The organism is Bathymodiolus japonicus methanotrophic gill symbiont, assembly GCF_019721995.1.
Taxonomy (GTDB): domain Bacteria; phylum Pseudomonadota; class Gammaproteobacteria; order Methylococcales; family Methylomonadaceae; genus Methyloprofundus.
The window spans coordinates 52,755-76,316 of sequence record NZ_BLYC01000012.1; the positions used below are offsets into that span (position 1 = coordinate 52,755).

Genomic DNA, 23,562 nt, shown 5'->3' on the forward strand with positions numbered 1-23,562 from the left:
ATGGCCTTTTATTTTGTCTCCACCTTCGCTAACGCTCAGACTCCGACAAAACAACGGCCCTACGGCTATCGCGGACTAAAAATCTTCACTTCGCTAAAGCTCCGTTTCCAGGATTTTCAGCGGGGGAAAGTTTATGCGGCCGGGGGGATTTACGCGTTGAATCTCAGAAGTGGGTTGCTCAGATTTCTTTGTCTGGTGACAAACGGAACTCAGAGACATCAAGAAATACCTGTGTTACGAGATCATATTGAAAAGCAAAACAAGGGAAATAACAGCTCTCAGAAACATCTCTATGTCTACGATAAAGCCGTCACCGACTTTGTCTGGTGGGATCGGCAGAAACGACATGCTAATTACATGATTTCAATGCTAAAAGAAAATTCAATTGCGACTCTGGTTGAGTCTATCCCTTTTGACTCCCGCCATGAGATCAATACAGGGGTTGAAGCATACAGTGTGTACGAAAACAAGGGCATCAAATTTAACGTGGTGGATTACCGTGATCCAGAAACCGGAAAACTTCACCGGTTCGTGACAACCTTGCCAATGACTATTAACCCTGGAACCATTGCCATGCTGTATTTCAAGCGATGGACGATTGAAAAGACATTCAATAACACTAAAAGTAATTTCTCAAGGAAACTAAAGCTTGGTCTTCCAATACCCGCTCACTTGAAAATCAAATGCGCCTGACTGCAATGAGCTATAATTTAATGCGCGTGTTTGAAGAGATTTCAAAAACACAACAGCCAGAATTGATTCATCCATCGGATAAAAAATATAGCGAGGCTCTGGAGATAAGGCAGCAACAGGCTCAAAAACGAGATCGTTTTGTGAATCCATTATTTTCCCAGGCAAGAATATCTCGTATCAGCTCGTATACCATTCGGGCAGTTCAAAACGCAATAATAACAGGAATGTCTTTACAGTGCTTTATGAGCTCTCTTGTGGCGAGGTTAGTTTCACGGCATCAATTGATAGGGGAACACTGATGAAATTTTTAGAAAATTTTTTTCGGAAATTGCAAGCTTTATTTGAAATTATTTGTTGTTCTTTTACGGTGCCTACAGAGTGTCTATTTGCTGTTATAAGTGATTAAAATCAAAAATATGGAAATATTCGAGTGGTGCCACCTTCAGGTAGGTTATAGGCTGCTTTGTTTAGGTGCTTCTTCTTTCAATGGGAACCAGGCGCGCCATGCTACCTCACGAAATTCCGGGACTCCTGTCGCCATAATTCGTTCACCTACGCAGCGGATGGGAGATGCCCTGAACGCCCTGCGTCCGCAACGACTACGCACACAAGCCGCTTCGTCATTACTACCTCACTGGCTGGACGGCTATTCGGAATGCAATTCTTGCTCCTCTCGCGTGCTGCTAGCACACGTCGAATCAGCGAATTGCCCTGTCGCCTATCAGGGACTAAAAATCACCACTTCGCTAAGCTACGTTTCCATGATTTTCAGCGGCCGATCATCGGGTTTTCCTCATCGGTCTCATACACTTCACCACCGAGCATATGTTTGTACTCATTCGTCTTAAAATCACTGGTTCGCACTATCACCGGCTTAGGATAAAACGCGGCAGCAATCATACCTATGCCTGCTGAGAGCTTGTCTACAAAAAAAGCTCAGGGGATCAGCAAAACCCTGCATCAGCTGCTCGATCTTTTCACTCCCTTTAACATAACGTCCCTGCTGCATATCATATAGTGCCATGGGGTGTGCCTTGATATGGTTGTTAATAATAAACTCCATACGTGCTAGCCCTACTCCCTGGTTAGGAATAGCTGCCAGGCCAAATGCCTGCTCAGGATTACCAACATTCATAAATAATTTAGTCTTAGGCTCTTGCAAATCCTGCAAGTCAATCGACTCAATTTCAAAGTCGATCTGCCCCTGATAAACATAGCCTGTTTCACCCTCGGCACAACACACTGTCACCTCGGATCCTTCTTGCAATACCTGCATGGCATTCGAAGTACCGACTATTGTGCTGACACCGATTTCCCTGGCAACTATCGCAGCATGGCAGGTACGCCCACCTTTATTAGTGACTACGGCTGCCGCTTTTTTCATTAATGGCTCCCAATCTGGATCAGTAATATCAGTGACCAGCACTTCACCAGCATTAAATCGGGACGCTTCACTTAAATTAGCTATCACCTTTACAACACCAAACCCTATTTTCTCGCCTATGGCTAAGCCACTTAATAACTGCTTACGTTTAGAGGTATCCTCTTTGATTATATATTTCTTAATACTTTGAATTTTCTTGCCATGCAACTGCCTGGAATACACGGTTTCAGGCCGTGCCTGAACAATATAAAATTCACCTTCTGCGGTATCTTTAGCCCATTCTATATCCATTGCCATGGCATAATGCTCTTCAATGGTAAGTGCATAGCGCGCCAGGGTCATTACCTCATCATCGTTCAGCGTAAAACGTGCGCGTTCGTTAAGCGTAGTAGAAACATTCAGCGTTTTGAGTTTATCATCATAGATCATCTTCATCTCTTTGGAGCCGAGTTGACGTTTGATAATCGCTGACTTATTCGCTTGCAAGGTCGGTTTAAAGACAAAAAATTCATCCGGATTAACCCGGCCGCCTACGATATTTTCACCCAGACCGAAAATAGCATTTATCATAATGACATTATCATTACCACTTTGCGTATCCAGTGTAAACATAACGCCACTGGTAGCGCGATCACTACGCACCATTTTCTGAATACCCACACATAATGCAACCTGGCGATAATCAAAGCCACGGCTATGGCGATAACTGGTGGCGCGATCGGTCGCTGAAAATCCTGGAAACGGAGCTTTAGCGAAGTGAAGATTTTTAGTCTGCGATAGCCGTAGGGCCGTTGTTTTGTCGGAGTCTGAGCGTTAGCGAAGGTGGAGACAAAATAAAAGGCCATCCGACACGGCGTCAAGTCATTTGGAGCCTATGTTCCGACCCCTTGTTGGGTCGGGACGAGGTGACGAGGACGAATCGGGGCCGCCGGAGGCATAAGTGGTCGCGTTAAGTTTTTGCTGCTTGCTTGGGCTGGGATGCCCAAAACAAGCTTTCGCAAAAATAGCGACTCCCCGAAAACAGTGAGGCAAAGCATTTGCGTACATGAATCAATAAGGATAATTCACCACGTATATTTAAGAAGCTCTCCTGCTGCCCGGCAAAGCTTGCATCGGGCAGGCGCGCCATGCTACCTCACGAAATTCCGGGACTCCTGTCGCCGTAATTCGTTCACCTACGCAGCGAATAGGAGATGCTCCAGCCGCCCTGCGTCCGCCACAGACTGAGCACAAAGCAGCTCAGTCATGGCTACCACAAATGGCTCTACGGCTATTCGGGATAAAATTTTAGCCTCCCTCGCGCGCTATCGCGCACTTCGGATTGGCAAATTTCCCTGCGCCTTCTGGAGACTATCAGCCCGTCCGGGGCTGACAGCGAAGGTCTTCAGCCGTTGCTGAAGAGCGCACGGCAACATCAATGTTTTTCTCAGCGTAACCTAACCTGCAGAAAGCTGACGATAGGCTTCCGTTACTTCCTGCTCTATCTCAGTAGGCAAAGGCTCATTAAGAATTAATTCGCGCTCCGCTTTACCACTTGCCTGTAGCTGAGCAATGTTTCCTATATCCAGGTCAGCAATCAGCGCATCAATTCGCTGGGCAAGATTGTTTTGCCCAGCGAATTGATAAGCATCACGAGTGGTTGAAAAGCCATTGGGAACATTAACGGCCAGATGACTCAGCTTCTGATACATTTCCCCCAGGCTGGCATTTTTTTTCACCAACCAGTCCGACATCACCCATGCCCAATGTTGCAAAAAACCTGATGAATTTCATAGCATCCTCCATAAGTATTGCTTATTTCGAGCATAGCAATAAAAAGGCCACTTTCCCAGCATTTATTATCACACTCTAAGAAAGGTAATAGAGATATGAGCAAAACTTATATTTTTTCAGCTTAAACATTAAACAGTCGGCGAAAATTTTCATTAGACTGCCGGCTAATAGTATCAAAGCTACTCCCACGTAAATCCGCTATATATTGCGCAACGTGCTGCACATAGATAGGGTAATTAGACTTACCCCGAAACGGAACCGGGGCAAGATAAGGTGAGTCGGTCTCGATTAAATACCGGTCTGCAGGTACTTTTTTTGCCACTTCCTGAATTGCTTTAGCATTTTTAAAAGTGACAATTCCAGAAAATGAGATATAAAAATTTAAGTCCATCGCCTGCTGTGCAAAATCCCAGTCTTCGGTAAAGCAGTGAATTACGCCGCCGACTTCATCAGCGCCCTGCTCTTTTAAAAAACGCAAGGTATCATCGCCTGCTTCACGGGTATGAATAATCAGTGGCTTTTTAGTCACTTTAGACGCAGCGATATGATTAATAAAGCGCTCATGCTGCCAGGATAAATCGCCTTCACTGCGAAAATAATCCAAGCCTGTTTCACCAATAGCCACCACCCTATCATTATCCGCCAAGGCAATAAGTTCATCTGTACTGGGATCTTGCCCCTCATCAACATTAGGATGCACACCTACCGATAAAGAAATATTTTGATAAGGTGCAACCAGATCACACATGGCAGGATAAGCTTCCAGGTCGATGCTAATGCAGAGCATATGTTCAATGTTAGTTTTTTCCACCTCCTGCATAAAACAGGAAAAATCATTCTGGTAGGGGGTTAAGTCGAGTTTATCTAGATGGCAATGAGAGTCTATTAGCATTGATTTGTGCAGTGATAATATTAATGATGCGTAATTATACTTCACTCAGTTAGCTAGTCAGCAAGTATAATAATGCAAAATCTATAACCATTAATTTACCATGAACAATGCACATATCCCGATACTAGGTTTTGCTGCACCTAGCGGCACGGGAAAAACAACCTTATTAACCCAGCTTATTCCCCAGTTACGCATGCAGCAAATACGCGTTGGTTTAATTAAGCATAGCCACCATAATTTTCAAATAGACAAGCCCGGCAAAGATAGCTTTCGCCTGCGCGAGGCAGGTGCCACGCCAGTAATGCTCGTTTCTAGCCATAGACGCGCAATCATTACCGAGTTTACTACACAGCAAGAACCTGTACTGGATGAACAACTTGAGTTTTTTGACCAATCCAGCCTGGATTTAATTCTGGTTGAAGGCTTTAAGCGAGAGCGCTTTCCCAAGATCGAATTACATCGCCCCAGCCTTGGACTGCCACTGCTTTATCCTGATGACAGCAGCATTATTGCCATCGCCGCTGATCAAACAATCACAGTAGAAAGGAAAATAGTCAGCATGGACTTAAATAATATTCCTCAAATAGCTGACTTTATCCTGCACATTTTTTTAGAAAAATCATGACTGATTTATGCCATACACAATCATTAATAAGCATTGACCAGGCACTGAAGAATATTTCCAGTGCGCTATCAACCCTGACAGGCGATGAAATGCTAAGCTTACATACTGCCAAAGATCGCGTTTTGAGTGTAGGATGTACGGCTCCTATTGACCTGCCTACCTTTGCAAATTCAGCGATGGATGGCTATGCATTTAATAGTGCGGATATTCAGAGTTCTGATTTTGACTTGCTTCAGATAGGCATTTCATGGGCAGGCCGCCCTTTTAAGAAAACGCTAAAGCGCGGGCAATGTGTACGCATTTTTACCGGCGCTGTTTTGCCTAACGGTGCTGACAGTGTGATTATGCAGGAGCAGGTCGAGATAAGTGATGTGACTATTCATTTCCCTACCAACACACAAGCACAGCAGCATACCCGTTCAGTAGGTGAAGATGTCAGACAGCATGATTGTTTATTACCAGCTGGAAAGCAATTAACTGCGATTGATTTAGGTTTACTTGCATCTGCGGGCATTTACCAGGTGCAGGTGAAACGTAAAATACGCATCGCTTTTTTTTCAACCGGCGATGAGTTACGCCCTGTAGGTAGTCAATTATCTGAAGGGCAAATATATGATAGCAACCGCTATACCCTAGCTGCTTTACTCGATAATCCTTGTTATCAAGTCAGTGATCTTGGCGTTGTTGCGGATAATAAAGCAATGATTAGCCAATGCTTATCACAGGCGGCGCAAAGCCATGATGTGGTTATCACCAGTGGCGGTGCATCTGTCGGGGATGCCGATTATATAAAGCAAATATTAGATGAAATTGGCCAGGTCGCTTTATGGAAGCTGGCCATTAAACCCGGGAAACCTCTCGCGTTTGGGCATATACAGGGCTGTTATTTCTTTGGCCTGCCGGGTAACCCCATTTCGGTTCTTGCCACGTTTCAGCAAATTGTTACACCGGCCCTGCGCCAGTTAAGCGGCCTGACTAATAACACGCCGATACGCTTTCAGGCAATTTGTAACAGCAACTTATATAAACAAGCCGGTAGGCAGGAGTTTCAACGAGGCGTATTAAGCCAGACTGATGCGGGTGAATTTGAGGTAATCTCTGCCGGTAAGCAAGGTTCTAATATATTAAGTGCCAGTAGTCGCGCTAATTGCTATATTATCCTTGCACAAGCACAGGGAGATGTAATCCCTGGTGAATCGGTTCTGGTAGAGCCGTTTAATTTATTTTTATAAACAGTGAGTACAGACACATGCTAGAACTCAATCAGGCAGCACCTAACTTTGTGCTTTATGATGCACATGAAAACCTGCATCAATTATCAGATTACCGGGACCAGTGGCTGGTTATATACTTTTACCCTAAAGATAATACCCCGGGGTGTACTAAAGAAGCCTGTGCATTGCGCGACGATCATCAGGCCTTTGCAAATTTAAAAGCTCAGGTGGTAGGCATTAGCACTGATAATAGCAAGAGTCATCTTGATTTCACTGCAAAGCAATCTTTACCGTTTACCCTGCTCGCTGATCCGGAAGGCAAAGTTAGCGCAGCGTATGGTGCCTTATTTAAGTTGGGCCCGATTAAATTCTGCAAGCGGCATAGTTTTATCATTGACCCAACTGGAAAAATTGCAAAGATTTATCGCAGCGTTACACCTAGCCTGCATAGTCAGAAGTTATTACAGGATATTGAGCAATTACAAAAAGGGAATTGATAATGAGAGAAATTCTGAATGAGGCATACTATTAAACTTTTGCCGAGTTACGTTTTTTAGTGCTACGCAATAAAAAACTTTCCCGGCCTATGGCTTATTTTTTAACTATGGTTCCCCAGGCGGATAACCAGGCATCACCTTCATAGTAATAGGATTTTTTCTGTAAAGTTCCGGTTAGTACCTGCTTTAAGGTATTTTCTATAATCCCGAAAAAGTGGCAATAAGCTCGCTGGGCATCTATTGCCTTTATTTCACCCGTCTTAATTCCGTTTTGTAACACCTTTATAATTTTTACAAATGGCGGTGTCGCCATGATCGGCTTTTCTTCGGGAAGAAACTCACTGATATTAAGCACTAATAGAAACCGCATGACTTCAGGCGCGTCATCAGTTAAGCGAAACCATAAATCAACGATTTCTCTAAGTTGCTCTGAGGACTTACGATTGCGTCGGCGTATATCATCAATCGATACACTTAGCCTGTCGATAATCCAATGATATAAGGCCTGAGCTATTTCCTGCTTATTTTTAAAATGCTTGTAAATTCCAGCACTGCTTTTAACCCCGGACAGCTCAGCTATCTCTGTTAGAGATGTATTAAAATAGCCTTTTTCTGCAAATAATTTTAACGCTGCAGTTAAGATATCATTACGCAGCTCTTCTTTGTCTTTTTGTATTTCCTGATCCATGTTGTTTTTTTTAGATTTATTCCAGTCTATTATTGTTCAATCGGTCATGGTGGAATAAGCGACTTTTAAATAACTCATCATTGACCATAGAGTTAAAATTGCCGCAATATACAACATCCCCAAACCGAATAATTGCATCGAAACGCCTACAAATTCCTCACTATACAACAAGCAACCTATTGCGATCATTTGCGCTGTTGTTTTCCATTTTCCTATTTGTGAAACTTTTACCGTCGCGTGCTGGCCGACTTGTGCCATCCACTCGCGTAATGATGAAATTGTAATCTCTCTACCAATAATAATTGCAGCAGGCAGGGTCATCCAGATACTCGACTCTACCTGTACTAATAAAACTAAAACAAAGGCAACCATAACCTTGTCAGCGACAGGATCTAAAAACGCACCAAACGGGGTTTCCACCTGCATTTTTCTTGCTAAATAGCCATCTAACCAATCAGTAATACCAGCAACTATGAAAATAGCTGTGGTCGCAATATTTGAATATTCCCACGGAATATAGAAAAAAACAGCCAATATGGGTATTAACGCAATACGTGATAGCGTTAGTAATGTGGGAATATTTAAGTTAATCATCTTGATGATGGAATGTATCGTATATTCGTTGTGCTAATTGCCGGCTAATTCCATCTACACTGCATAGTGCATCGACTCCCGACCGGGAGATTCCCTGCATACCGCCAAATTGCCTTAATAAAATCTGTCGCCTTTTCGGCCCTAATCCTGCTATTGTTTCTAAGGTAGACTGTTTTTTTGCTTTGCCCCTGCGTGTTCTATGTCCAGTAATAGCAAAGCGATGTGCCTCATCTCGGATATGCTGGATAAGTAATAAACCACTGGCACCAGGTGTTACATCGATAGGTTGCTGCTGACCTGGCAAAATCATTTTTTCCATACCAGCTTTTCTATCAGGACCTTTAGAAACACCGACTATCATAACATTATTTACCTGTAATTCCGCTAATGCCTTTTCAGCTTCATTAACCTGCCCTTTCCCACCATCAATAAATAAGATATCCGGCGCCTCATGCTCACCCTTTACCAGACGTCTAAAGCGCCTGGCAACCGCCTGATAGATCGCAGCATAGTCATCACCCCGGGTAATTCCGGCAATATTAAAGCGCCGATAAGCTGATTTTACCGGCCCTTCACGATCAAAAACCACGCAGGAAGCCACTGTGTACTCGCCCTGAGTATGGCTAATATCAAAACATTCCAGCCGCCTAGGAACTTCCTGACAACCCAGTTCTTCCTGCAAGCTTAAAAACCGCGCATAAATACCCTGTTTATCAGATAATTTAGTAAGCAATGCATTTTCGACATTTGTGCAGGCCATTTGCAGCCATTTAGCACGATCACTACGTACATTGGGTGAAATAGCCACGTTATGCCCGGCATGTGATGCAAGTACTTCAGTTAACAACCCCACCTCTGCTGGCTGATGACTGACGATTAATTCATAAGGAACATTTTTATCTAAATAATATTGCGGAATAAATGCCTGCAAAATACTTTCGGGAGTATATTCATCACTGATTTTGGGAAAGAAAGTTTTATTGCCCAGATTTTGCCCATTACGGATAAAAAATATCTGTACACAGGCAACCCCTGCCCTGGTTGCACAGGCAACGATATCAACATCACCGCGCTCACCATGCACATAGTTCTTTTCTAAAATCGTGCGTAACTGACTGATCTGATCTCTGATAATCGCCGCCTGTTCAAACGCCAGATCAGCCGCCAGGTTATCCATATTCTGCACTAGTTTATCGATTAATAAACTACCCTTGCCTGCCAAAAATAACTGGGTATTATTCACATCTTCGGCATATTTTTCCTGGCTAATCAAACCTACGCACGGCGCTGTACATCGCTCGATTTGATGCTGCAAGCACGGCCTGGAGCGATTCTTATAATAGGAGTCTTCACACTGGCGAATGGGGAATATTTTCTGCAATTGCTTTAAGGTTTCTCTTACTGCGCCGGCACTAGGGTATGGGCCATAATAATTACCTTGTTTCTTTTTTGCACCTCGATGTGAGGTAATTTGCGGGAATTGCTGCTCAGCAGAAATATAAATAAAAGGGTAGAATTTATCGTCACGTAAACAGATGTTATAACGCGGCTTGTGTTTTTTAATCAGCTGGCTTTCTAATAGCAAGGCATCAGCTTCTGTATGTGTAACAGTCACTTCTATACGCGCTATTTTCGCAACCATCACCTGTTGCTTTGGTGATGCCGCGCCTTTTCTAAAATAGCTGGAGACCCGGTTCTTTAAATTCTTGGCTTTGCCTATATAAACGATAATATCTTTATCATTTAGCATTTTATAAATGCCTGGCAAGCGGGTCAGATTTTTTAGAAAGGCTTCTATATCAAATGCCTGTTGATCAGCACTTGCTGCATCAACTGTTGTCATGTAAATAACTCATTAACTATTATTGATTAGCCTGAATTCGTATAATAAGTGCATAACCCTCTGCAAGTATTGGCTAGACTAACACCTGTTGAATTAAGACAAGACATAGGTGTAAAGTAAACAGCTACCAAACAATTTACAGAGGCTACAAATGAGCTATACACACCTATGTCCTGAAGAAAGATATTATATAGAAATTGAATTAAAAAAGGGAACTTCACAGAATAAAATAGCAGAAGCCTTAGAACGAAGCCAAAGCAATATTTCACGCGAGATTAAACGCAATACAGGTCAAAGAGGCTACAGGCATAAACAAGCAGAAGATTTTGCCCAAGAACGACACAAAAACAAGCCTAAAGAGGTTAAATTAACGGATGAAATAAAAGGCATTGTTAATGTTCGCATTGAGGATGACTGGAGTCCTGAGCAGATTGCAGGGCGGTTAAAACAAGAAGGTATAATTAGTCTTCATCATGAAACAATCTACCAGCATATTCTGGCGGACAAAAAGGCAGGGGGTGAACTATACAAGCATCTTCGGCATCAGAACAAAACCTATCGCAAGCGGTATGGGTCAGCCCATAATAGGACAGGAATCCCTAATAGAGTCGATATAGATGAGCGTCCTGAAGAGGTCAACAACCGTAAGCGTATAGGTGATTGGGAGGCAGATACAATCATTGGGAAAAATCACAAAGGGGCGATTGTAACGTTGGATGAGCGAGTCTCTAAATTACGGTTGGCCTTCCCTTTAGCGGGGAAAAAGGCTCAACAATGTATTAGACGCAACTATTTTAATGCTTGATCCTATAAAAAGCTTTGTTAAAACAATTACTTTTGATAACGGGAAAGAGTTTACCCTGCATGAAAAAATAGCAGAAGCACTAGGTTGTGATACGTATTTTTCGACTCCCTACAGCTCTTGGGAAAGAGGGCAAAATGAGAATGCTAATGGCTTATTAAGACAGTATTTCCCTAAAGTAATGGAGTTGATTGATGTTACGATAAAAGAGGTTTTTATAGCCGTTGATAAGCTAAATAGTCGCCCTAAAAAGTGTCTCAATTACAAAACACCTTATGAGGTATTTGAAGAGCTGACTGGGATAGATATGAAAAATTCATTGGGTTATGTACTTATGACTTGAATTCAGGTAGCATGAAACTCAGGACATATAGATATAGCGATTCTTCAGTTCCTTTTTGCTCTTCATGGTACAAAAATATACTATCGATTGGCACTCTAGTAAAGATCCTCTGCCAAAGGCAATCGCGTGAGTAAATCATCCCATTGAATCAGCACATCATCCAGCACAGTAAGCGCAGTTTCACCCGATAATTCAACTATTCGAGGCTTTGAAAATTCCTTGCCCTCTAGTAGATAAATGGTCAAAACCCTATCGGTAGGATGAACTAACCAGTATTCACGCACGCCATGACGCTCGTAAAGATCACGTTTTTTGATTTGATCATGACTTGCGGTTGCTGGTGACAGTACTTCCAATACCCAGTCAGGCGCACCACGCACCCCGCGACGATCTAATTTATTCTCATCACAGACCACTAACACATCGGGTTGAATCACCGTATCAACCAGCTCATCAGCGTCATCTTGACCTTGCGCGAGCCGCACATCGATAGGTGCAATAAAGGCGCGACATTTTTTGCCTGCTAAAGCTAAGCGCAATTGAAAGTAAATATCACCAACTACTTCTTGATGCTCTAAATTTGGCGCAGGAGCCATAAAATAAGCCTCGCCATCAATCAGTTCATAGTTATTATCTGTCCACTGCAGATAATCGGTGTAATTATGATAGGCAGTATCTTTAACTGAAGTTTCCCAATTATTGAGTAGCTGAAATACACAATGCTGGTGTATCGAGGTTTATTTTAGGTGGTTTTGCCATGTTTATAGCAAACCCCTACTTAATTCCCCTTAGGCAATAGCATTTGAAACGAATGAAAAGACTATTTTTTTCATACGCTGTCAGCCCCGGACGGGCTGATAGTCTCCAGAAGGCGCAGGGAAATTTGCCAATCCGAAGTGCGCGATAGCGCGCGAGGGAGGCTAAAATTTTATCCCGAATAGCCGTAGAGCCATTTGTGGTAGCCATGACTGAGCTGCTTTGTGCTCAGTCTGTGGCGGACGCAGGGCGGCTGGAGCATCTCCTATTCGGAATGCAATTCTTGCTCCTCTCGCGTGCTGCTAGCACACGTCGAATCAGCGAATTGCCCTGTCGCCTATCAGGGACTAAAAATCACCACTTCGCTAAGCTACGTTTCCATGATTTTCAGCGGTTGTAGCATAGTTTCAATTTTACCATAAATAATTATTGGGAAACTTCAGTCTTTAAGTGCTAATCCCATAATATGTCCCTAACTTTCACAAAGTATACGTAGTGTAAACACTTCTCTCACAATCAGCCATAAAAAAAGGGCCTTGCGACCCTTCCTTATAGTGATAATCAAAAAAAGCGCTTAGTTTGCTTCTTTCTCTACCTCTTTCATACTTAATCTTACACGACCTTGACGGTCAATTTCCAGCACCTTCACTTTAACAATATCACCTTCTGATAGCTTGTCACTGACTTTATCGACATGCTCATTAGTAATTTGAGAAATATGCACCAGACCATCTTTACCCGGAAGAATGGTCACAAATGCACCAAAGTCCATTAAGCGGGCAACTTTTCCTTCGTAGATTTTACCCACTTCAACTTCAGCGGTAATTTCTTCAATGATCTTCTTAGCCGCTTCTCCTGCTGCTTTATCGACTGAAGATACGTTAATTGTGCCATCATCGCTTAGATCAACATTCGCACCGGTTTGCTCGGTAATACCACGAATGGTAGCTCCACCTTTACCAATAACTTCACGAATTTTGCTCGGGTCAATTTTAAAGGTAATAATTCTGGGGGCAAAATCAGACATCTCTTCACGAGTTGACGATAAGACTTTATTCATTTCACCTAAAATATGCAAGCGCCCTGCTTTAGCTTGTTCCAAAGCAGTACTCATAATTTCAGAGGTAATTCCATCAATTTTGATATCCATCTGTAAAGCAGTAACTCCTTGCTCAGAACCCGCTACTTTGAAATCCATATCACCTAAATGATCTTCATCACCCACAATATCAGACAGCACGGCAAAATCATCGCCTTCTTTAATCAAGCCCATGGCAATACCTGCAACCGGTGCTTTCAGAGGAACCCCTGCATCCATAAGTGCCAGACTAGTACCACAAACAGAAGCCATCGAGCTAGAGCCGTTTGATTCGGTAATTTCTGATACCACACGGATAATATATGGAAATTCAGCCATATCCGGCATAACAGCCGCAACTCCACGTTTCGCTAAACGGCCATGACCAATTTCACGACGTTTGGGTGAGCCTACAAAACCTGTTTCCCCAACACTGTATGGAGGGAAATTATAATGCAGCATAAATGGCTCTTTATACTCACCAGCCAGTGCATCAATAATTTGCGCATCACGCTCAGTACCTAATGTTGCTACAACTAGCGCCTGTGTTTCACCACGCGTGAATAATGCCGAACCGTGAGTGCGAGATAACACACCGGTGCGTACTGCAATGGGTCTGACGACATCTAATTCACGTCCATCGATACGTTTTCTATCGCTTAAAATTGCGCTACGTACGACTCTTTTTCCGATTTCTTCAATAATGTCGCGAATATCAGCTTCCTGATATTGCTCATCTGCAGTTAATTTTTCAACCACTGCGGCTCTAATTTCGCTTAAAGCATCCTGACGTACTAATTTTTCTGCAATTTGATAAGCAGTCGCAATAGAGGCTTCTACTTCTGCAGTTACTAATGCTTCTAGTTCTGTATCTGCGACTGGTGCAACCCACTCATACAGAGGCGTATTAACTTCTGCAGCAAATTCATTAATTGCCTGAATCGCAACCTGCATTTGCTCGTGGCCAAATAAAACCGAACCCAACATGATTTCTTCAGTTAGGTTATCCGCTTCAGACTCAACCATCAATACAGCGTGTTCAGTACCGGCAACAACTAGGTTCAATAATGATTCTTCTAGTTGTTCTTTATTCGGATTTAAAGCGAACTCACCATTGATATAGCCAACGCGTGCAGCACCTACAGGGCCATTAAAAGGCAGGCCAGATACGGCTAACGCAGCAGACGCTCCTAATAATGCCGGGATTTCCGGATCCACATCGGGGTTTAATGAAACAACCGTGATGATAATTTGCACTTCGTTAGTATAGCCCTTAGGAAATAAAGGACGAATCGGTCTATCAATCAGACGACAGGTTAAGGTTTCTGTTTCTGTCGGACGGCCTTCACGTTTAAAAAATCCCCCCGGAATTTTTCCAGCAGCATACGCTTTTTCCTGATAGTTCACTGTTAATGGAAAAAAGTCACCTTTAGAGGCTTCTTTTTTACCAACGACTGAGACTAAAAGCGATGTACCTTCAACATCAATCATAACTGCGCCGCTAGTCTGCCGTGCAATTTCACCTGTTTCAATACTGACGAGTTGTTCACCGTATTGAAATTCTTTTCTGACTGGATTCAGATTCACTATTGTTTTTCCTTAGTTTTATAAATTGGATTTGTAACGTGCGACCCAAGCACTAGACAATAAAAAAGCGGTACAGTGTACCGCTTTTATTATTTTAGCTTTTATTTACGTAAGCCTAGACGTGCAATTAAAGACTTATAACGCTCGCTGTCAGTTCTCTTCAGATAATCCAGCAACTTACGACGCTGGTTAACCATTCTCAAGAGTCCACGACGTGAGTGATTATCTTTTTTATGTGCCGCAAAATGCGGTGTTAAATGATTGATATGGGCGGTTAATAAAGCAACTTGAACTTCTGATGAACCCGTGTCGGTCTCAGATAGACGGTATTCTTCAACAACTGCTTTTTTTTGTTCTGCTGTAAATGGCATTTTAATCCCTATGATTATAGTGTAAAGAGTCTTGGCTCTCTGGTTAATATGTTTCCACGATAGGGTGTAGAAACACGAAAATTTAATTCAGTTTAAATAATTTTCTAGGCTGTATTTTAGCATTCATTAACATTTCGCCCAAGCCTAAAAATTGCTGCTGGTTATATAAACGACATAAGCCCTGCCTAACGTCCTGAACAGGTGCTAATATTTGCTGGCCTTGTACAACTAGATCCATATCAGAGCAGGAAATATTGACAGCTGGAATTGCCTGTAGCGGCTTATCAACGGCTTGTAATATCGCTTGTAACGCATCATCTGTCGGTATTGCTTTTAATTGCTCTATAGTTAGCGCGTCATCCAGCTTGAACATACCTGCGGCAGTACGGCGTAATTCTTTTACTGTTGCGCCGCACTTAAAGGCATGACCTATATCTTCAGCTAAAGTCCTGATGTATGTCCCTTTTGAGCACTGTACATCCAGAGTCAGCAAGCCATCTGAAAAATTCAGGCATTCGATGGCATAAATAGTAATTTTACGTTCCTTACGCTCAACGGTAATGCCTTCACGTGCTAACTCATAAAGTTTCTTACCATTATGTTTTAGTGCGGAATACATCGGTGGCACTTGCTCGATCTCTCCAACAAACCCCGCAAGGCACGCTGCAAGTTGCTGCTGACTAATTTCAGGCACTTCTTTAACTTCCAGCACCTTACCATCAACATCGCCAGTATCGGTCATAACACCTAACTGAATAACTGTTTGATAACGCTTATCATCTTCTAGCATATAAGCAGAAACCTTGGTTGCCTCCCCCAGACAAATGGGCAACAAGCCCGTTGCCAGGGGATCAAGACTCCCCGTATGCCCTGCTTTATTGGCATTATATAGGTGCTTTACTTCCTGCAGTGCTTTATTAGAACTAATACCCTGCCTTTTATCTAACAGTACGATACCATGAATATCACGGCCTTTTTTGCGTCGTGCCATACGTTAATCTTCACCTTCTGAGGTGTCTTGTACTGGCTTTGGTTCCGCTAATAATTCCGAGACGCGCATGCCTTTTTCAAAGGAATTATCATAATAAAACTTGATATAAGGCACGTTTCTAAGCCGCATTCGTTTACCCATTTCCGAGCGTATATAAGGTGCCGCATCATTCAGCCAGCTTATGTTATTTTTCTGCCCCTCAGTATCTGCACCCAAAGCAGTAATATAAACTTTAGCCGTCGCCAGGTCTTTACTTAACTCAACTTCATTAACGGTAATAAAGCCTATGCGCGGGTCTTTAATGCCCTGTTGCAAAATGATCGCTAATTCCTTTTGCATTTGCGAGGCAACGCGCGCACTACGCTTAAATTCTCTAGCCATTAGAGTTCACGCTGCACTTCAAAGCGTTCAAAAACTTCAATCTGATCACCGACTTTAACATCGTTATAGCTCTTAACTCCGATACCGCATTCCATACCCATTTTGACTTCATTGGCATCATCTTTAAAGCGGCGTAATGACTCTAATTGGCCTTCATAAATGACCACGTTGTCACGTAACACTCGAATCGGTAAATTACGCTTAACAAAGCCATCGATCACCATACAACCCGCAATCGAACCAAATTTTGGTGAGCGGAATACATCTCTAACTTCTGCCAGACCGACGATTTTCTCTTTGATCTCTGGTGATAACATGCCACTGAGTGATTTTTTCACTTCATCAATAGCATCATAAATCACACTATAATAATGCAGGTCTATACCTTTTTCCTGAATCAATTTTCTGGCAGTCGCATCGGCACGGACATTAAAGCCCATCAAAATTGCACCTGAAGCTAATGCCAGATTCGCATCTCCTTCATTGATACCACCCACACCGCCATATACAATTTTTACTGATACTTCGTCAGTAGACAGTTTAATCAGTGATTCACGCAGAGCTTCCAGACTACCTTGCACATCTGTTTTAATAATAATATTTAAATTAGACGTTTCGCCCGCAGCCATTTTAGAAAATACTTCTTCCAGCTTTGATGATTTTTGTGCGGCATTATGTCTTAGCTTGCTCTTATCTTCTCTATGTTCTGCAAGATCTCTGGCTGCTCGCTCATTAGTTACCACAACAAAATCATCACCTGCGTTAGGCGTGCCGGAAAGCCCCAGAATTTCTACCGGAGTAGAAGGCCCTGCTATTTTAACAGTCTCGCCATTTTCATTAAACATGGCTCGAATACGGCCATACTCTTGACCACATAATACAATCTGACCTTGTTCCAGCGTTCCTTTCTGAACCATAATCGTTGCTACAGCACCACGCCCTTTATCGAGTCTAGATTCAATAACCAGGCCGGAAGCTTTACCTTCATTAGGCGCTTTTAATTCAAGGATTTCAGCCTGTAAAATCAGCGATTCAATTAATTCATTAACCCCTACGCCTGTTTTGGCAGAAACTTTGATAAATTGCACATCGCCGCCCCATTCTTCAGGCACTACCTCAATCGCTGCTAGTTCCTGCATTACTTTATCGGGATTAGCTTCTGCTTTATCAACTTTATTGATCGCAACAATCATTGGCACACCCGCAGCACGTGCATGTTCCACCGCTTCTTTAGTTTGCGGCATGACTCCATCATCCGCAGCAACAACCACAATAACGACATCGGTCACATCCGCTCCACGCGCACGCATCGCTGTAAAAGCGGCATGCCCGGGAGTATCAAGGAAAGTTACCGCACCATGGTCTGTTTTAACTTGATAAGCCCCAATATGCTGGGTAATCCCACCTGCTTCACCTGACGCGACACGGGTTTTACGAATGTAATCCAGTAAAGACGTTTTCCCGTGATCAACATGCCCCATAATTGTCACGATAGGTGCTCTAGGAAATTCATTGCGTTCATCCGTTTCAGTATGTTCCGCCAGCATATCGGTTTCATGATCTTCTTCACTCGTCATGACCGGGTTATGCCCCATTTCTTCAACTAGGATGACTGCCGTTTCCTGATCAATACTCTGATTAATGGTCGACATAATACCCAGCTTCATTAAATGCTTGATCACCTCTGCTGCTTTTACACTCATTTGCAGAGCTAACTCAGAAACAATAATATTTTCTGGAATATTAATAGCTTTAGCCCCAATTTCAGTCGGCATTTCAAAAGTATGCTTAGCATTAGGATCGACAAATTGCTGCTCCTGTCTACCACGGCCTCCTTTTTTGCGACCTTTTTTACCATAAGCTGGTTTGGCGCCACCGGCTGGCTTATCAGCCCGTCTATGCACAGTTGCTGGTTTAGCACCTGGTTTTGTCGCACCGCCAGGTCTGTTAGTCGCGGGTTTTCTCCCGCCCCCACCTCCTGCTTTACGCTCTGCCGCTGCTTTCTTCGCTGCCGCCATTTTTCTTACTTTATCAGCATTGCGTTCAACTGATGCTTCCAGACGTTTAGCTTTTTCAGCCTGATGCCGCTCAGCCTCGGTTTCCTTTTCTTTTTTCACCCGTTCGGCGCGAGCATCTTCTTCCTTCTTCCTGATTGCAGCTTGCTTTGCTTCCAGTCCAGCTTTTTCTCTGGCGGTCTTATCCCTATGTAACTGTTCTTCAACTTCCTGCTTTTTTGCTCGCTCTTCCAGATCTTTTTTAACCCGCTCAAGTTCTGCTCGCTCTTCTGCTGAAATAGCATCTTCACGCTTGATATAGGTTTTTTTCTTGTTGACCTGAATATTAATCGTTTTGGTATCTTTTCCAGAGACTGTGCCCTGTTTTAAAGAGGTTACCGTACGGCGCTTTAAGGTCACTTTTTTAGCAACACTGGCATCGGTTTGCTCATCTTTTCCATGACGTTTTCGCAAATGCCCTAATAGTGTCATTTTATCGTCATCATTAATCTTGTCATCCGCAGAATGTGCAGCAATACCCGCTTCTTTCATTTGTTCTAATAAGCGCTCCAGAGGTATGCCAACTATGCCAGCTAATTCTTGTACTGTTTTATCACTCATTTTTCGCCCTCGCTGTTTTCATTAGCAAACCAAGGTTCGCGCGCTTTCATAATTAATTTAGCAGCCACTTCTTCATTCACCCCCTCGTAGTCAAGCAGATCATCTACCGCTTGCTCCGCTAAATCGTCCATCGTTATAATGCCTTTGCTCGCTAACTCAAATGCCAGCTCTTCCGACATACCTTCCATAGCTAGCAAATCCTCTGCAGGTTCTGCTGTTTCAATTTTCTCTTCAGATGCAATCGCATTGATAAGCAAAATATCTTTTGCACGAGATCTTAATGTTTCCACTAACTCTGCATCAAAACCGTCAATCTCCAGCATTTCACTACTCGGCACATAGGCAATTTCCTCAACTGTATTAAAGCCAACTTCAACTAGCACAGTTGCAATATCCTGATCGACATTCAATTGCTCTTTAAATCCATCAACTAATTTGTGTAACACTTCTTCAGAATCTTTGTTAACTTCATCAGCATCTCGAACATTAAGTTCCCAACCAGTTAATTCAGTCGCCAGACGCACATTTTGTCCACCACGCCCTATCGCCTGCGATAAGCTATCGGTTGATACCGCAACATCCATGGTGTGTTTGTCTTCATCAACGACGATAGACTCAATTTCAGCCGGTGCCATGGCATTAATCACAAACTGAGCTTCATTTTCATTCCATAAAATGACATCTATCCGTTCGCCATTAAGCTCATTGGAAATGGTCTGCACTCTAGAGCCACGCATACCTACGCAAGCGCCAACTGGATCTATACGCAAATCGTTACTGCGTACCGCTACTTTTGCCCTTGAACCTGGGTCTCGTGCAGCCCCTAATACATTAATCAACCCCTCACCTACTTCAGGCACTTCCAGGCGAAATAAAGCTAATAATAATTCTGGCGCTGTACGGCTAACAAATAATTGCGGCCCGCGCACTTCGGTACGCACCTCTTTTAAATACCCCCGTATACGGTCACCAACTCGTACTGTTTCTCTTGGAATCATGTGTTCGCGAGGAATATAAGCATCTGCATTACCACCTAAATCCATATAGACACTACCTTTTTCAATACGCTTAATCACCCCCGTGAGTAATTCGCCGACCTTATCCATATAGGCATCAGCCACTTTTTTTCGTTCAGCTTCCCGTACTTTGTGGATAATAACCTGCTTTGCTGCCTGCGCTGAAATACGTCCAAATTCGGCTGGCTCAATTTCATCTTCGACAAAATCATCGACTTCGATTTCCGGATCATCTAATTGCGCAATTTTCAGGGCAATCTGTGTCGTCGGAAATTCTACACCACCAGGAAATTCATCACTTTTTTCAACCACCTGCCAGCGTCGGTAAGTCGTATTAGCACCGCTCTCTCTATCAATCGAAACGCGCGCCAGAATAGGAAATTCATAACGCGAAATAGTGGCACTCTCCAGTGCAGATTCAATCGCCTGAAATATGATTTCTTTTTCTATATCTTTTTCATTGGAAAAAACATCTACAACCAACAAAACATCTTTATCTGCCATCTAATCCTCCTTAAATTGAATAGTCTGGCTCAAGCTTTGCTTTCGACATCGCCTGAAATGGAACTTTATAAACCTGACCATCCTGCTGCAGATAAACATTATTATCCTCAACCTTTTCGATCAACCCTGTTATTTTGCGTCTACCGCCGACAGGCTTAAATAAATTCACCTGTGCAGTATGACCAATAAACTGCTCAAATTGCTTTAACTTAAAAAGCGGCCTATCCATGCCCGGCGATGAAACTTCCAGGTTATATTCCCCTGCAATAGGGCCTTCTACATCCAGCACCCCGCTTACCTGATGGCTGACTTTAGAGCAGTCTTCCATCCCAACGCCCTGCTCAATATCAATAAAAATACGCAAAAAACCATGTTTCGGATGAGAGTTATACTCAACCCCTACGCATTCATAACCCAGCCCTTCGACCACGGGTTCAATTAATTTAAGCAAATGTTCAGGAGCTTGTTTCATTACGCCTCACTTTCTTGCACACATAAAAAAAGAGGCTAAAGCCCCTTCAATACAACCTATATCACTATTTCCCTTCACCTAGAAACAAAAAAACCCCAAAAAGGGGTCCTTAAAAATCTGGTAGCGGGGGCAGGATTTGAACCTACGACCTTCGGGTTATGAGCCCGACGAGCTACCAAGCTGCTCCACCCCGCGATTGATTTTTTTAATTATACTAGATATTCTAATTCTAGCAAGTTTAATTTATTATAAATTTAAAAAAACTAGCACTAGCCCAGCCATCAGCCCTGCAATTACATCATCCAGCATAATACCAAAGCCACCTGATATTTTTTGATCTATCCATCTTATTGGCCAGGGCTTGAAAATATCGAATATTCTAAACAATACAAATCCTGCTATTAGATTCTGCCAGCTAAAGACTACAAACCACATAGTTATCAAAAAACCGGCAATTTCATCCCAGACTATACCGCCAAAATCATGTTCGCCTAATTTATCTGCTGCAATGCCACAAATCCAGATGCCTATAATTGAGGACAACACGGCGACAATGCTATACACCCAGTTATTTGCCTGTACTAAAACTAAATAAATGGGCACAGCCGCTAAAGTTCCAAAGGTTCCCGGTGCTTTTCTTGCAAGCCCCGACCCAAAGCCAAAGGCCAGACATAAAACGGGATCTATTAATATTTCCCGCGCTGTTAATTGATTTTTTCCTACTCTAGTCAAAAACATGATTTATAACTCATAAAAAGTGCTCAAAGCCACTTATATTAAAATTTGAAGTTTTGCCATCGCGTATTAATCTCAAACCCCGAGACTCTTCCACAACACCTATACACGTACAGGCTACATTTAGCTTGCTGACATTTTCAGGCACAATGGTAAAACATAATTCGTAATCTTCACCCGCAGTCAATGGCATCCGCCAGTCACCCGTTAGTTGCATATATGTAATTACAGCCTGCGACATCGGTATTTGCGCATAATCCAGCTTGGCACCAACATTACTGCTACTCAAAATATGCCCCAGATCGGCAGCCAGACCATCTGAAATATCAATACAGGCATTTGCCAGGGACCGAATAGCCAGACCTTCTTTAATACGAGGCTCAGGTCGATTAAATCGCTCCATAGCCTGCTGAATGCCCTGCCCTATATAACCTTGTTTGATTTTTAAGCCCAGACCAGCATCGCCAAAACATCCTGTCACATAAATCAAATCACCCACTTTTGCAGCCGAGCGTCTTAATGCCTGATCCTTAGGCACTAAACCCAGCGCTTGAATACTTAAAGTCAAGGGACCTGACGTTGTATCGCCACCAATTAAATCCAGTTGATATTGATCAGCCAAAGTAAACATACCACCAGCAAACGCTTTAAGCCAAGCCGAATCAACATTGGGCATGGTGAGCGCCAAGGTGATCGCAACGGGATCTGCCCCCATGCTGGCCAAGTCACTTAAATTAACCGCAAGCAATTTATGCCCTAAATCTTCCGGCGACACATCGGGAAAAAAATGAATATTCTCCACCATAGTATCGGTGGTAATTGCCAATTCATATCCCTCGGGAATGGCCAATAATGCACAATCATCACCAATCGACAGACGAGTAGCTTTACGCTGTGCAGAACGGGTAAAAAACTGCTGAATTAAATTAAATTCTGCAAGTTCAACAACTGTTTCGTTTCGATCGATTGTGCTATTTTTATCTTGTTGATTTAACATTAAAGTTTATTAATTTATCTTTTCAACAGATGCTACACAAATGTTATAGGCAATCACTACTGTGCGTTTTGCAGTTTCTGTAATTCTCTATTATGTTCATCTAACTGGCGCTGCATATTGGACAGCTTTGGATTGACATAATCAAATGCTCTGGGTACATTCACGTGCGGCGCGTTGTGAACCGGTTTCATCTGTTGCTCATCCTCGAACTGAAACTGTTCCTCAATCGCCGCACCTGGACTCGACACCTGACTGGACTTTTCCACACTGTCAGTTGACCGTTTTGCAGGCATGCTGCCTTCTTTTTCCTGCCTTAATTTAAGCAAGCACTGCTTATCTATATATTCCATCAGTGTTCCCCTATCAATTGAGGCCGTGAAACTAACCTCGCCACAAGAGAGCTCATAAAGCACTGTAAAGACATTCCTGTTATTATTGCGTTTTGAACTGCTCGAATGGTATACGAGCTGATACGAGATATTCTTGCCTGGAAAAATAATGGATTCACAAAACGATCTCGTTTTTGGGTCTGTTGCTGCCTTATCTCCAGAGCCTCGCTATATTTTTTATCCGATGGATGAATCAATTCTGGCTGTTGTGTTTTTGAAATCTCTTCAAACACGCGCATTAAATTATAGCTCATTGCAGTCAGGCGCATTTGATTTTCAAGTGAGCGGGTATTGGAAGACCAAGCTTTAGTTTCCTTGAAAT

Annotated in this window: 32 protein-coding genes, 1 tRNA gene and 2 pseudogenes; 8 read left to right on the forward strand and 27 right to left on the reverse strand. The window is 42.9% G+C overall.

All coding sequences use genetic code 11. The annotated features are described in order from the left end of the window. Window positions 1–693 carry a transposase gene (locus tag K6984_RS16040; RefSeq protein WP_221896436.1) on the forward strand — a complete coding sequence of 231 codons (693 nt, stop codon included), beginning with the start codon at window positions 1–3 and terminating at the stop codon, window positions 691–693. After that, window positions 684–992: a hypothetical protein gene (locus tag K6984_RS16045; RefSeq protein ID WP_221896437.1), complete on the forward strand. Its 309-nt coding sequence runs from the start codon at window positions 684–686 to the stop codon at window positions 990–992. The genes K6984_RS16040 and K6984_RS16045 overlap by 10 nt, the downstream gene beginning before the upstream one ends. A 152-nt stretch (window positions 993–1,144) precedes the next feature. Here K6984_RS16045 and K6984_RS16050 read toward each other — a convergent pair whose 3' ends face one another. The 8 genes and pseudogenes from K6984_RS16050 to K6984_RS16075 form a co-directional block, all read right to left on the reverse strand. Beyond that, window positions 1,145–1,300, reverse strand: coding sequence for a hypothetical protein (locus K6984_RS16050; RefSeq protein WP_221896438.1), 156 nt, complete (start codon window positions 1,298–1,300; stop codon window positions 1,145–1,147). Between the two features lie 161 nt (window positions 1,301–1,461). Next, on the reverse strand, window positions 1,462–1,593 hold the full coding sequence (locus tag K6984_RS31235; RefSeq protein WP_230988126.1) for a putative PEP-binding protein: 132 nt from the start codon (window positions 1,591–1,593) through the stop codon (window positions 1,462–1,464). Further along, entirely contained in the window at window positions 1,568–2,077 is a 510-nt protein-coding gene (locus tag K6984_RS31240) for a PEP-utilizing enzyme (protein WP_230988132.1), read from the reverse strand. Before K6984_RS31240 ends, K6984_RS31235 begins: the two co-directional genes overlap by 26 nt. A 243-nt stretch (window positions 2,078–2,320) precedes the next feature. Beyond that, window positions 2,321–2,743: pseudogene (locus K6984_RS31245) on the reverse strand (PEP/pyruvate-binding domain-containing protein); the annotation flags it as partial. Then, the gene (locus K6984_RS16065) at window positions 2,644–2,922 is read right to left on the reverse strand and encodes a hypothetical protein (protein WP_221896440.1); all 279 of its coding nucleotides are present in this window, start codon (window positions 2,920–2,922) and stop codon (window positions 2,644–2,646) included. The pseudogene K6984_RS31245 and the gene K6984_RS16065, both read right to left, overlap by 100 nt. 27 nt (window positions 2,923–2,949) lie before the next feature. After that, window positions 2,950–3,078, reverse strand: a complete 129-nt coding sequence (locus K6984_RS33875) for a hypothetical protein (protein WP_263458596.1) — start codon at window positions 3,076–3,078, stop codon at window positions 2,950–2,952. Continuing rightward, the gene (locus tag K6984_RS36310) at window positions 3,027–3,206 is read right to left on the reverse strand and encodes a PEP/pyruvate-binding domain-containing protein (RefSeq protein WP_221896441.1); all 180 of its coding nucleotides are present in this window, start codon (window positions 3,204–3,206) and stop codon (window positions 3,027–3,029) included. The genes K6984_RS33875 and K6984_RS36310 overlap by 52 nt, the downstream gene beginning before the upstream one ends. Then, on the reverse strand, window positions 3,155–3,310 hold the full coding sequence (locus tag K6984_RS16075) for a hypothetical protein (protein ID WP_221896442.1): 156 nt from the start codon (window positions 3,308–3,310) through the stop codon (window positions 3,155–3,157). The genes K6984_RS36310 and K6984_RS16075 overlap by 52 nt, the downstream gene beginning before the upstream one ends. Window positions 3,311–3,322: 12 nt before the next feature. Here K6984_RS16075 and K6984_RS16080 point away from each other — a divergent pair, with 12 nt between their 5' ends. Then, the gene (locus K6984_RS16080; protein ID WP_221896443.1) at window positions 3,323–3,475 is read left to right on the forward strand and encodes a hypothetical protein; all 153 of its coding nucleotides are present in this window, start codon (window positions 3,323–3,325) and stop codon (window positions 3,473–3,475) included. Window positions 3,476–3,513: 38 nt separating this feature from the next. On the opposite strand, the gene K6984_RS16085 is transcribed toward K6984_RS16080, so the two are convergent. Together K6984_RS16085 and K6984_RS16090 are read right to left on the reverse strand one after the other, a co-directional pair. Continuing rightward, a complete protein-coding gene (locus tag K6984_RS16085) occupies window positions 3,514–3,795 on the reverse strand; it encodes a PEP/pyruvate-binding domain-containing protein (RefSeq protein WP_230988133.1) in 282 nt (93 codons plus the stop codon). Window positions 3,796–3,971: 176 nt separating this feature from the next. Further along, window positions 3,972–4,742: a TatD family hydrolase gene (locus K6984_RS16090; RefSeq protein WP_221896445.1), complete on the reverse strand. Its 771-nt coding sequence runs from the start codon at window positions 4,740–4,742 to the stop codon at window positions 3,972–3,974. A gap of 100 nt (window positions 4,743–4,842) precedes the next feature. Between K6984_RS16090 and mobB the strand changes: the two genes are divergently transcribed. From mobB to K6984_RS16105, 3 genes are read left to right on the forward strand one after another with little or no spacing between them, the layout of a single operon-like run. Further along, window positions 4,843–5,367, forward strand: a complete 525-nt coding sequence (mobB, locus tag K6984_RS16095; RefSeq protein WP_221896446.1) for a molybdopterin-guanine dinucleotide biosynthesis protein B — start codon at window positions 4,843–4,845, stop codon at window positions 5,365–5,367. Continuing rightward, entirely contained in the window at window positions 5,364–6,599 is a 1,236-nt protein-coding gene (moeA, locus tag K6984_RS16100) for a molybdopterin molybdotransferase MoeA (protein ID WP_221896447.1), read from the forward strand. The genes mobB and moeA overlap by 4 nt, the downstream gene beginning before the upstream one ends. Before the next feature lie 17 nt (window positions 6,600–6,616). Then, a complete protein-coding gene (locus tag K6984_RS16105; protein WP_221896448.1) occupies window positions 6,617–7,078 on the forward strand; it encodes a peroxiredoxin in 462 nt (153 codons plus the stop codon). Window positions 7,079–7,172: 94 nt separating this feature from the next. Here K6984_RS16105 and K6984_RS16110 read toward each other — a convergent pair whose 3' ends face one another. Genes K6984_RS16110 through uvrC form a run of 3 tightly spaced genes read right to left on the reverse strand, consistent with a single transcriptional unit; the run spans window position 7,173 to window position 10,203 of the window. Continuing rightward, entirely contained in the window at window positions 7,173–7,766 is a 594-nt protein-coding gene (locus tag K6984_RS16110; RefSeq protein WP_221896449.1) for a TetR/AcrR family transcriptional regulator, read from the reverse strand. Between the two features lie 36 nt (window positions 7,767–7,802). Continuing rightward, window positions 7,803–8,360, reverse strand: a complete 558-nt coding sequence (pgsA, locus tag K6984_RS16115) for a CDP-diacylglycerol--glycerol-3-phosphate 3-phosphatidyltransferase (RefSeq protein WP_221896450.1) — start codon at window positions 8,358–8,360, stop codon at window positions 7,803–7,805. Then, complete coding sequence (gene uvrC, locus K6984_RS16120; protein WP_221896451.1) at window positions 8,353–10,203, reverse strand: excinuclease ABC subunit UvrC; 1,851 nt, start codon at window positions 10,201–10,203, stop codon at window positions 8,353–8,355. The genes pgsA and uvrC overlap by 8 nt, the downstream gene beginning before the upstream one ends. 151 nt (window positions 10,204–10,354) lie before the next feature. Between uvrC and K6984_RS16125 the strand changes: the two are divergent. Continuing rightward, window positions 10,355–11,348 (forward strand): annotated as a pseudogene (locus K6984_RS16125) (IS30 family transposase). Between the two features lie 95 nt (window positions 11,349–11,443). On the opposite strand, the gene K6984_RS16130 reads toward K6984_RS16125, so the two are convergent. Both K6984_RS16130 and K6984_RS16135 read right to left on the reverse strand, forming a co-directional pair. Beyond that, entirely contained in the window at window positions 11,444–12,079 is a 636-nt protein-coding gene (locus K6984_RS16130; protein WP_221896492.1) for a Uma2 family endonuclease, read from the reverse strand. Between the two features lie 43 nt (window positions 12,080–12,122). Further along, window positions 12,123–12,314, reverse strand: coding sequence for a hypothetical protein (locus tag K6984_RS16135; RefSeq protein ID WP_221896452.1), 192 nt, complete (start codon window positions 12,312–12,314; stop codon window positions 12,123–12,125). A 14-nt stretch (window positions 12,315–12,328) separates the two neighbouring features. Here K6984_RS16135 and K6984_RS16140 point away from each other — a divergent pair, with 14 nt between their 5' ends. Next, window positions 12,329–12,526 (forward strand): hypothetical protein, encoded by a 198-nt coding sequence (locus K6984_RS16140; RefSeq protein WP_221896453.1) that lies wholly within the window; start codon window positions 12,329–12,331, stop codon window positions 12,524–12,526. 152 nt (window positions 12,527–12,678) lie between these two features. Here the strand turns inward: K6984_RS16140 and pnp are convergent, their stop codons facing one another. The 12 genes from pnp to K6984_RS16200 all read right to left on the reverse strand — a co-directional run bounded on the left by pnp (window position 12,679) and on the right by K6984_RS16200 (window position 23,509). Continuing rightward, complete coding sequence (gene pnp, locus K6984_RS16145; protein WP_221896493.1) at window positions 12,679–14,763, reverse strand: polyribonucleotide nucleotidyltransferase; 2,085 nt, start codon at window positions 14,761–14,763, stop codon at window positions 12,679–12,681. A gap of 107 nt (window positions 14,764–14,870) precedes the next feature. Further along, the gene (gene rpsO / locus K6984_RS16150; RefSeq protein WP_221896454.1) at window positions 14,871–15,140 is read right to left on the reverse strand and encodes a 30S ribosomal protein S15; all 270 of its coding nucleotides are present in this window, start codon (window positions 15,138–15,140) and stop codon (window positions 14,871–14,873) included. 82 nt (window positions 15,141–15,222) lie between these two features. Continuing rightward, complete coding sequence (truB, locus tag K6984_RS16155) at window positions 15,223–16,131, reverse strand: tRNA pseudouridine(55) synthase TruB (RefSeq protein WP_221896455.1); 909 nt, start codon at window positions 16,129–16,131, stop codon at window positions 15,223–15,225. Window positions 16,132–16,134: 3 nt separating this feature from the next. Then, window positions 16,135–16,512 (reverse strand): 30S ribosome-binding factor RbfA, encoded by a 378-nt coding sequence (rbfA, locus tag K6984_RS16160; protein WP_221896456.1) that lies wholly within the window; start codon window positions 16,510–16,512, stop codon window positions 16,135–16,137. Then, window positions 16,512–19,127 carry a translation initiation factor IF-2 gene (gene infB / locus K6984_RS16165; protein ID WP_221896457.1) on the reverse strand — a complete coding sequence of 872 codons (2,616 nt, stop codon included), beginning with the start codon at window positions 19,125–19,127 and terminating at the stop codon, window positions 16,512–16,514. Before infB ends, rbfA begins: the two co-directional genes overlap by 1 nt. Then, window positions 19,124–20,647: a transcription termination factor NusA gene (gene nusA / locus K6984_RS16170; protein ID WP_221896458.1), complete on the reverse strand. Its 1,524-nt coding sequence runs from the start codon at window positions 20,645–20,647 to the stop codon at window positions 19,124–19,126. Before nusA ends, infB begins: the two co-directional genes overlap by 4 nt. 10 nt (window positions 20,648–20,657) lie before the next feature. Beyond that, window positions 20,658–21,119, reverse strand: a complete 462-nt coding sequence (gene rimP, locus K6984_RS16175) for a ribosome maturation factor RimP (protein ID WP_221896459.1) — start codon at window positions 21,117–21,119, stop codon at window positions 20,658–20,660. A gap of 118 nt (window positions 21,120–21,237) precedes the next feature. Beyond that, window positions 21,238–21,314, reverse strand: a tRNA-Met gene (locus tag K6984_RS16180). 51 nt (window positions 21,315–21,365) lie between these two features. Continuing rightward, complete coding sequence (locus K6984_RS16185) at window positions 21,366–21,857, reverse strand: phosphatidylglycerophosphatase A family protein (RefSeq protein WP_221896460.1); 492 nt, start codon at window positions 21,855–21,857, stop codon at window positions 21,366–21,368. Window positions 21,858–21,867: 10 nt separating this feature from the next. Beyond that, window positions 21,868–22,851 carry a thiamine-phosphate kinase gene (gene thiL, locus K6984_RS16190; RefSeq protein ID WP_221896461.1) on the reverse strand — a complete coding sequence of 328 codons (984 nt, stop codon included), beginning with the start codon at window positions 22,849–22,851 and terminating at the stop codon, window positions 21,868–21,870. Window positions 22,852–22,907: 56 nt separating this feature from the next. Beyond that, complete coding sequence (locus K6984_RS16195; RefSeq protein WP_221896462.1) at window positions 22,908–23,201, reverse strand: hypothetical protein; 294 nt, start codon at window positions 23,199–23,201, stop codon at window positions 22,908–22,910. Further along, entirely contained in the window at window positions 23,201–23,509 is a 309-nt protein-coding gene (locus tag K6984_RS16200; protein WP_221893923.1) for a hypothetical protein, read from the reverse strand. The genes K6984_RS16195 and K6984_RS16200 overlap by 1 nt, the downstream gene beginning before the upstream one ends. Window positions 23,510–23,562 lie beyond the last annotated feature (53 nt).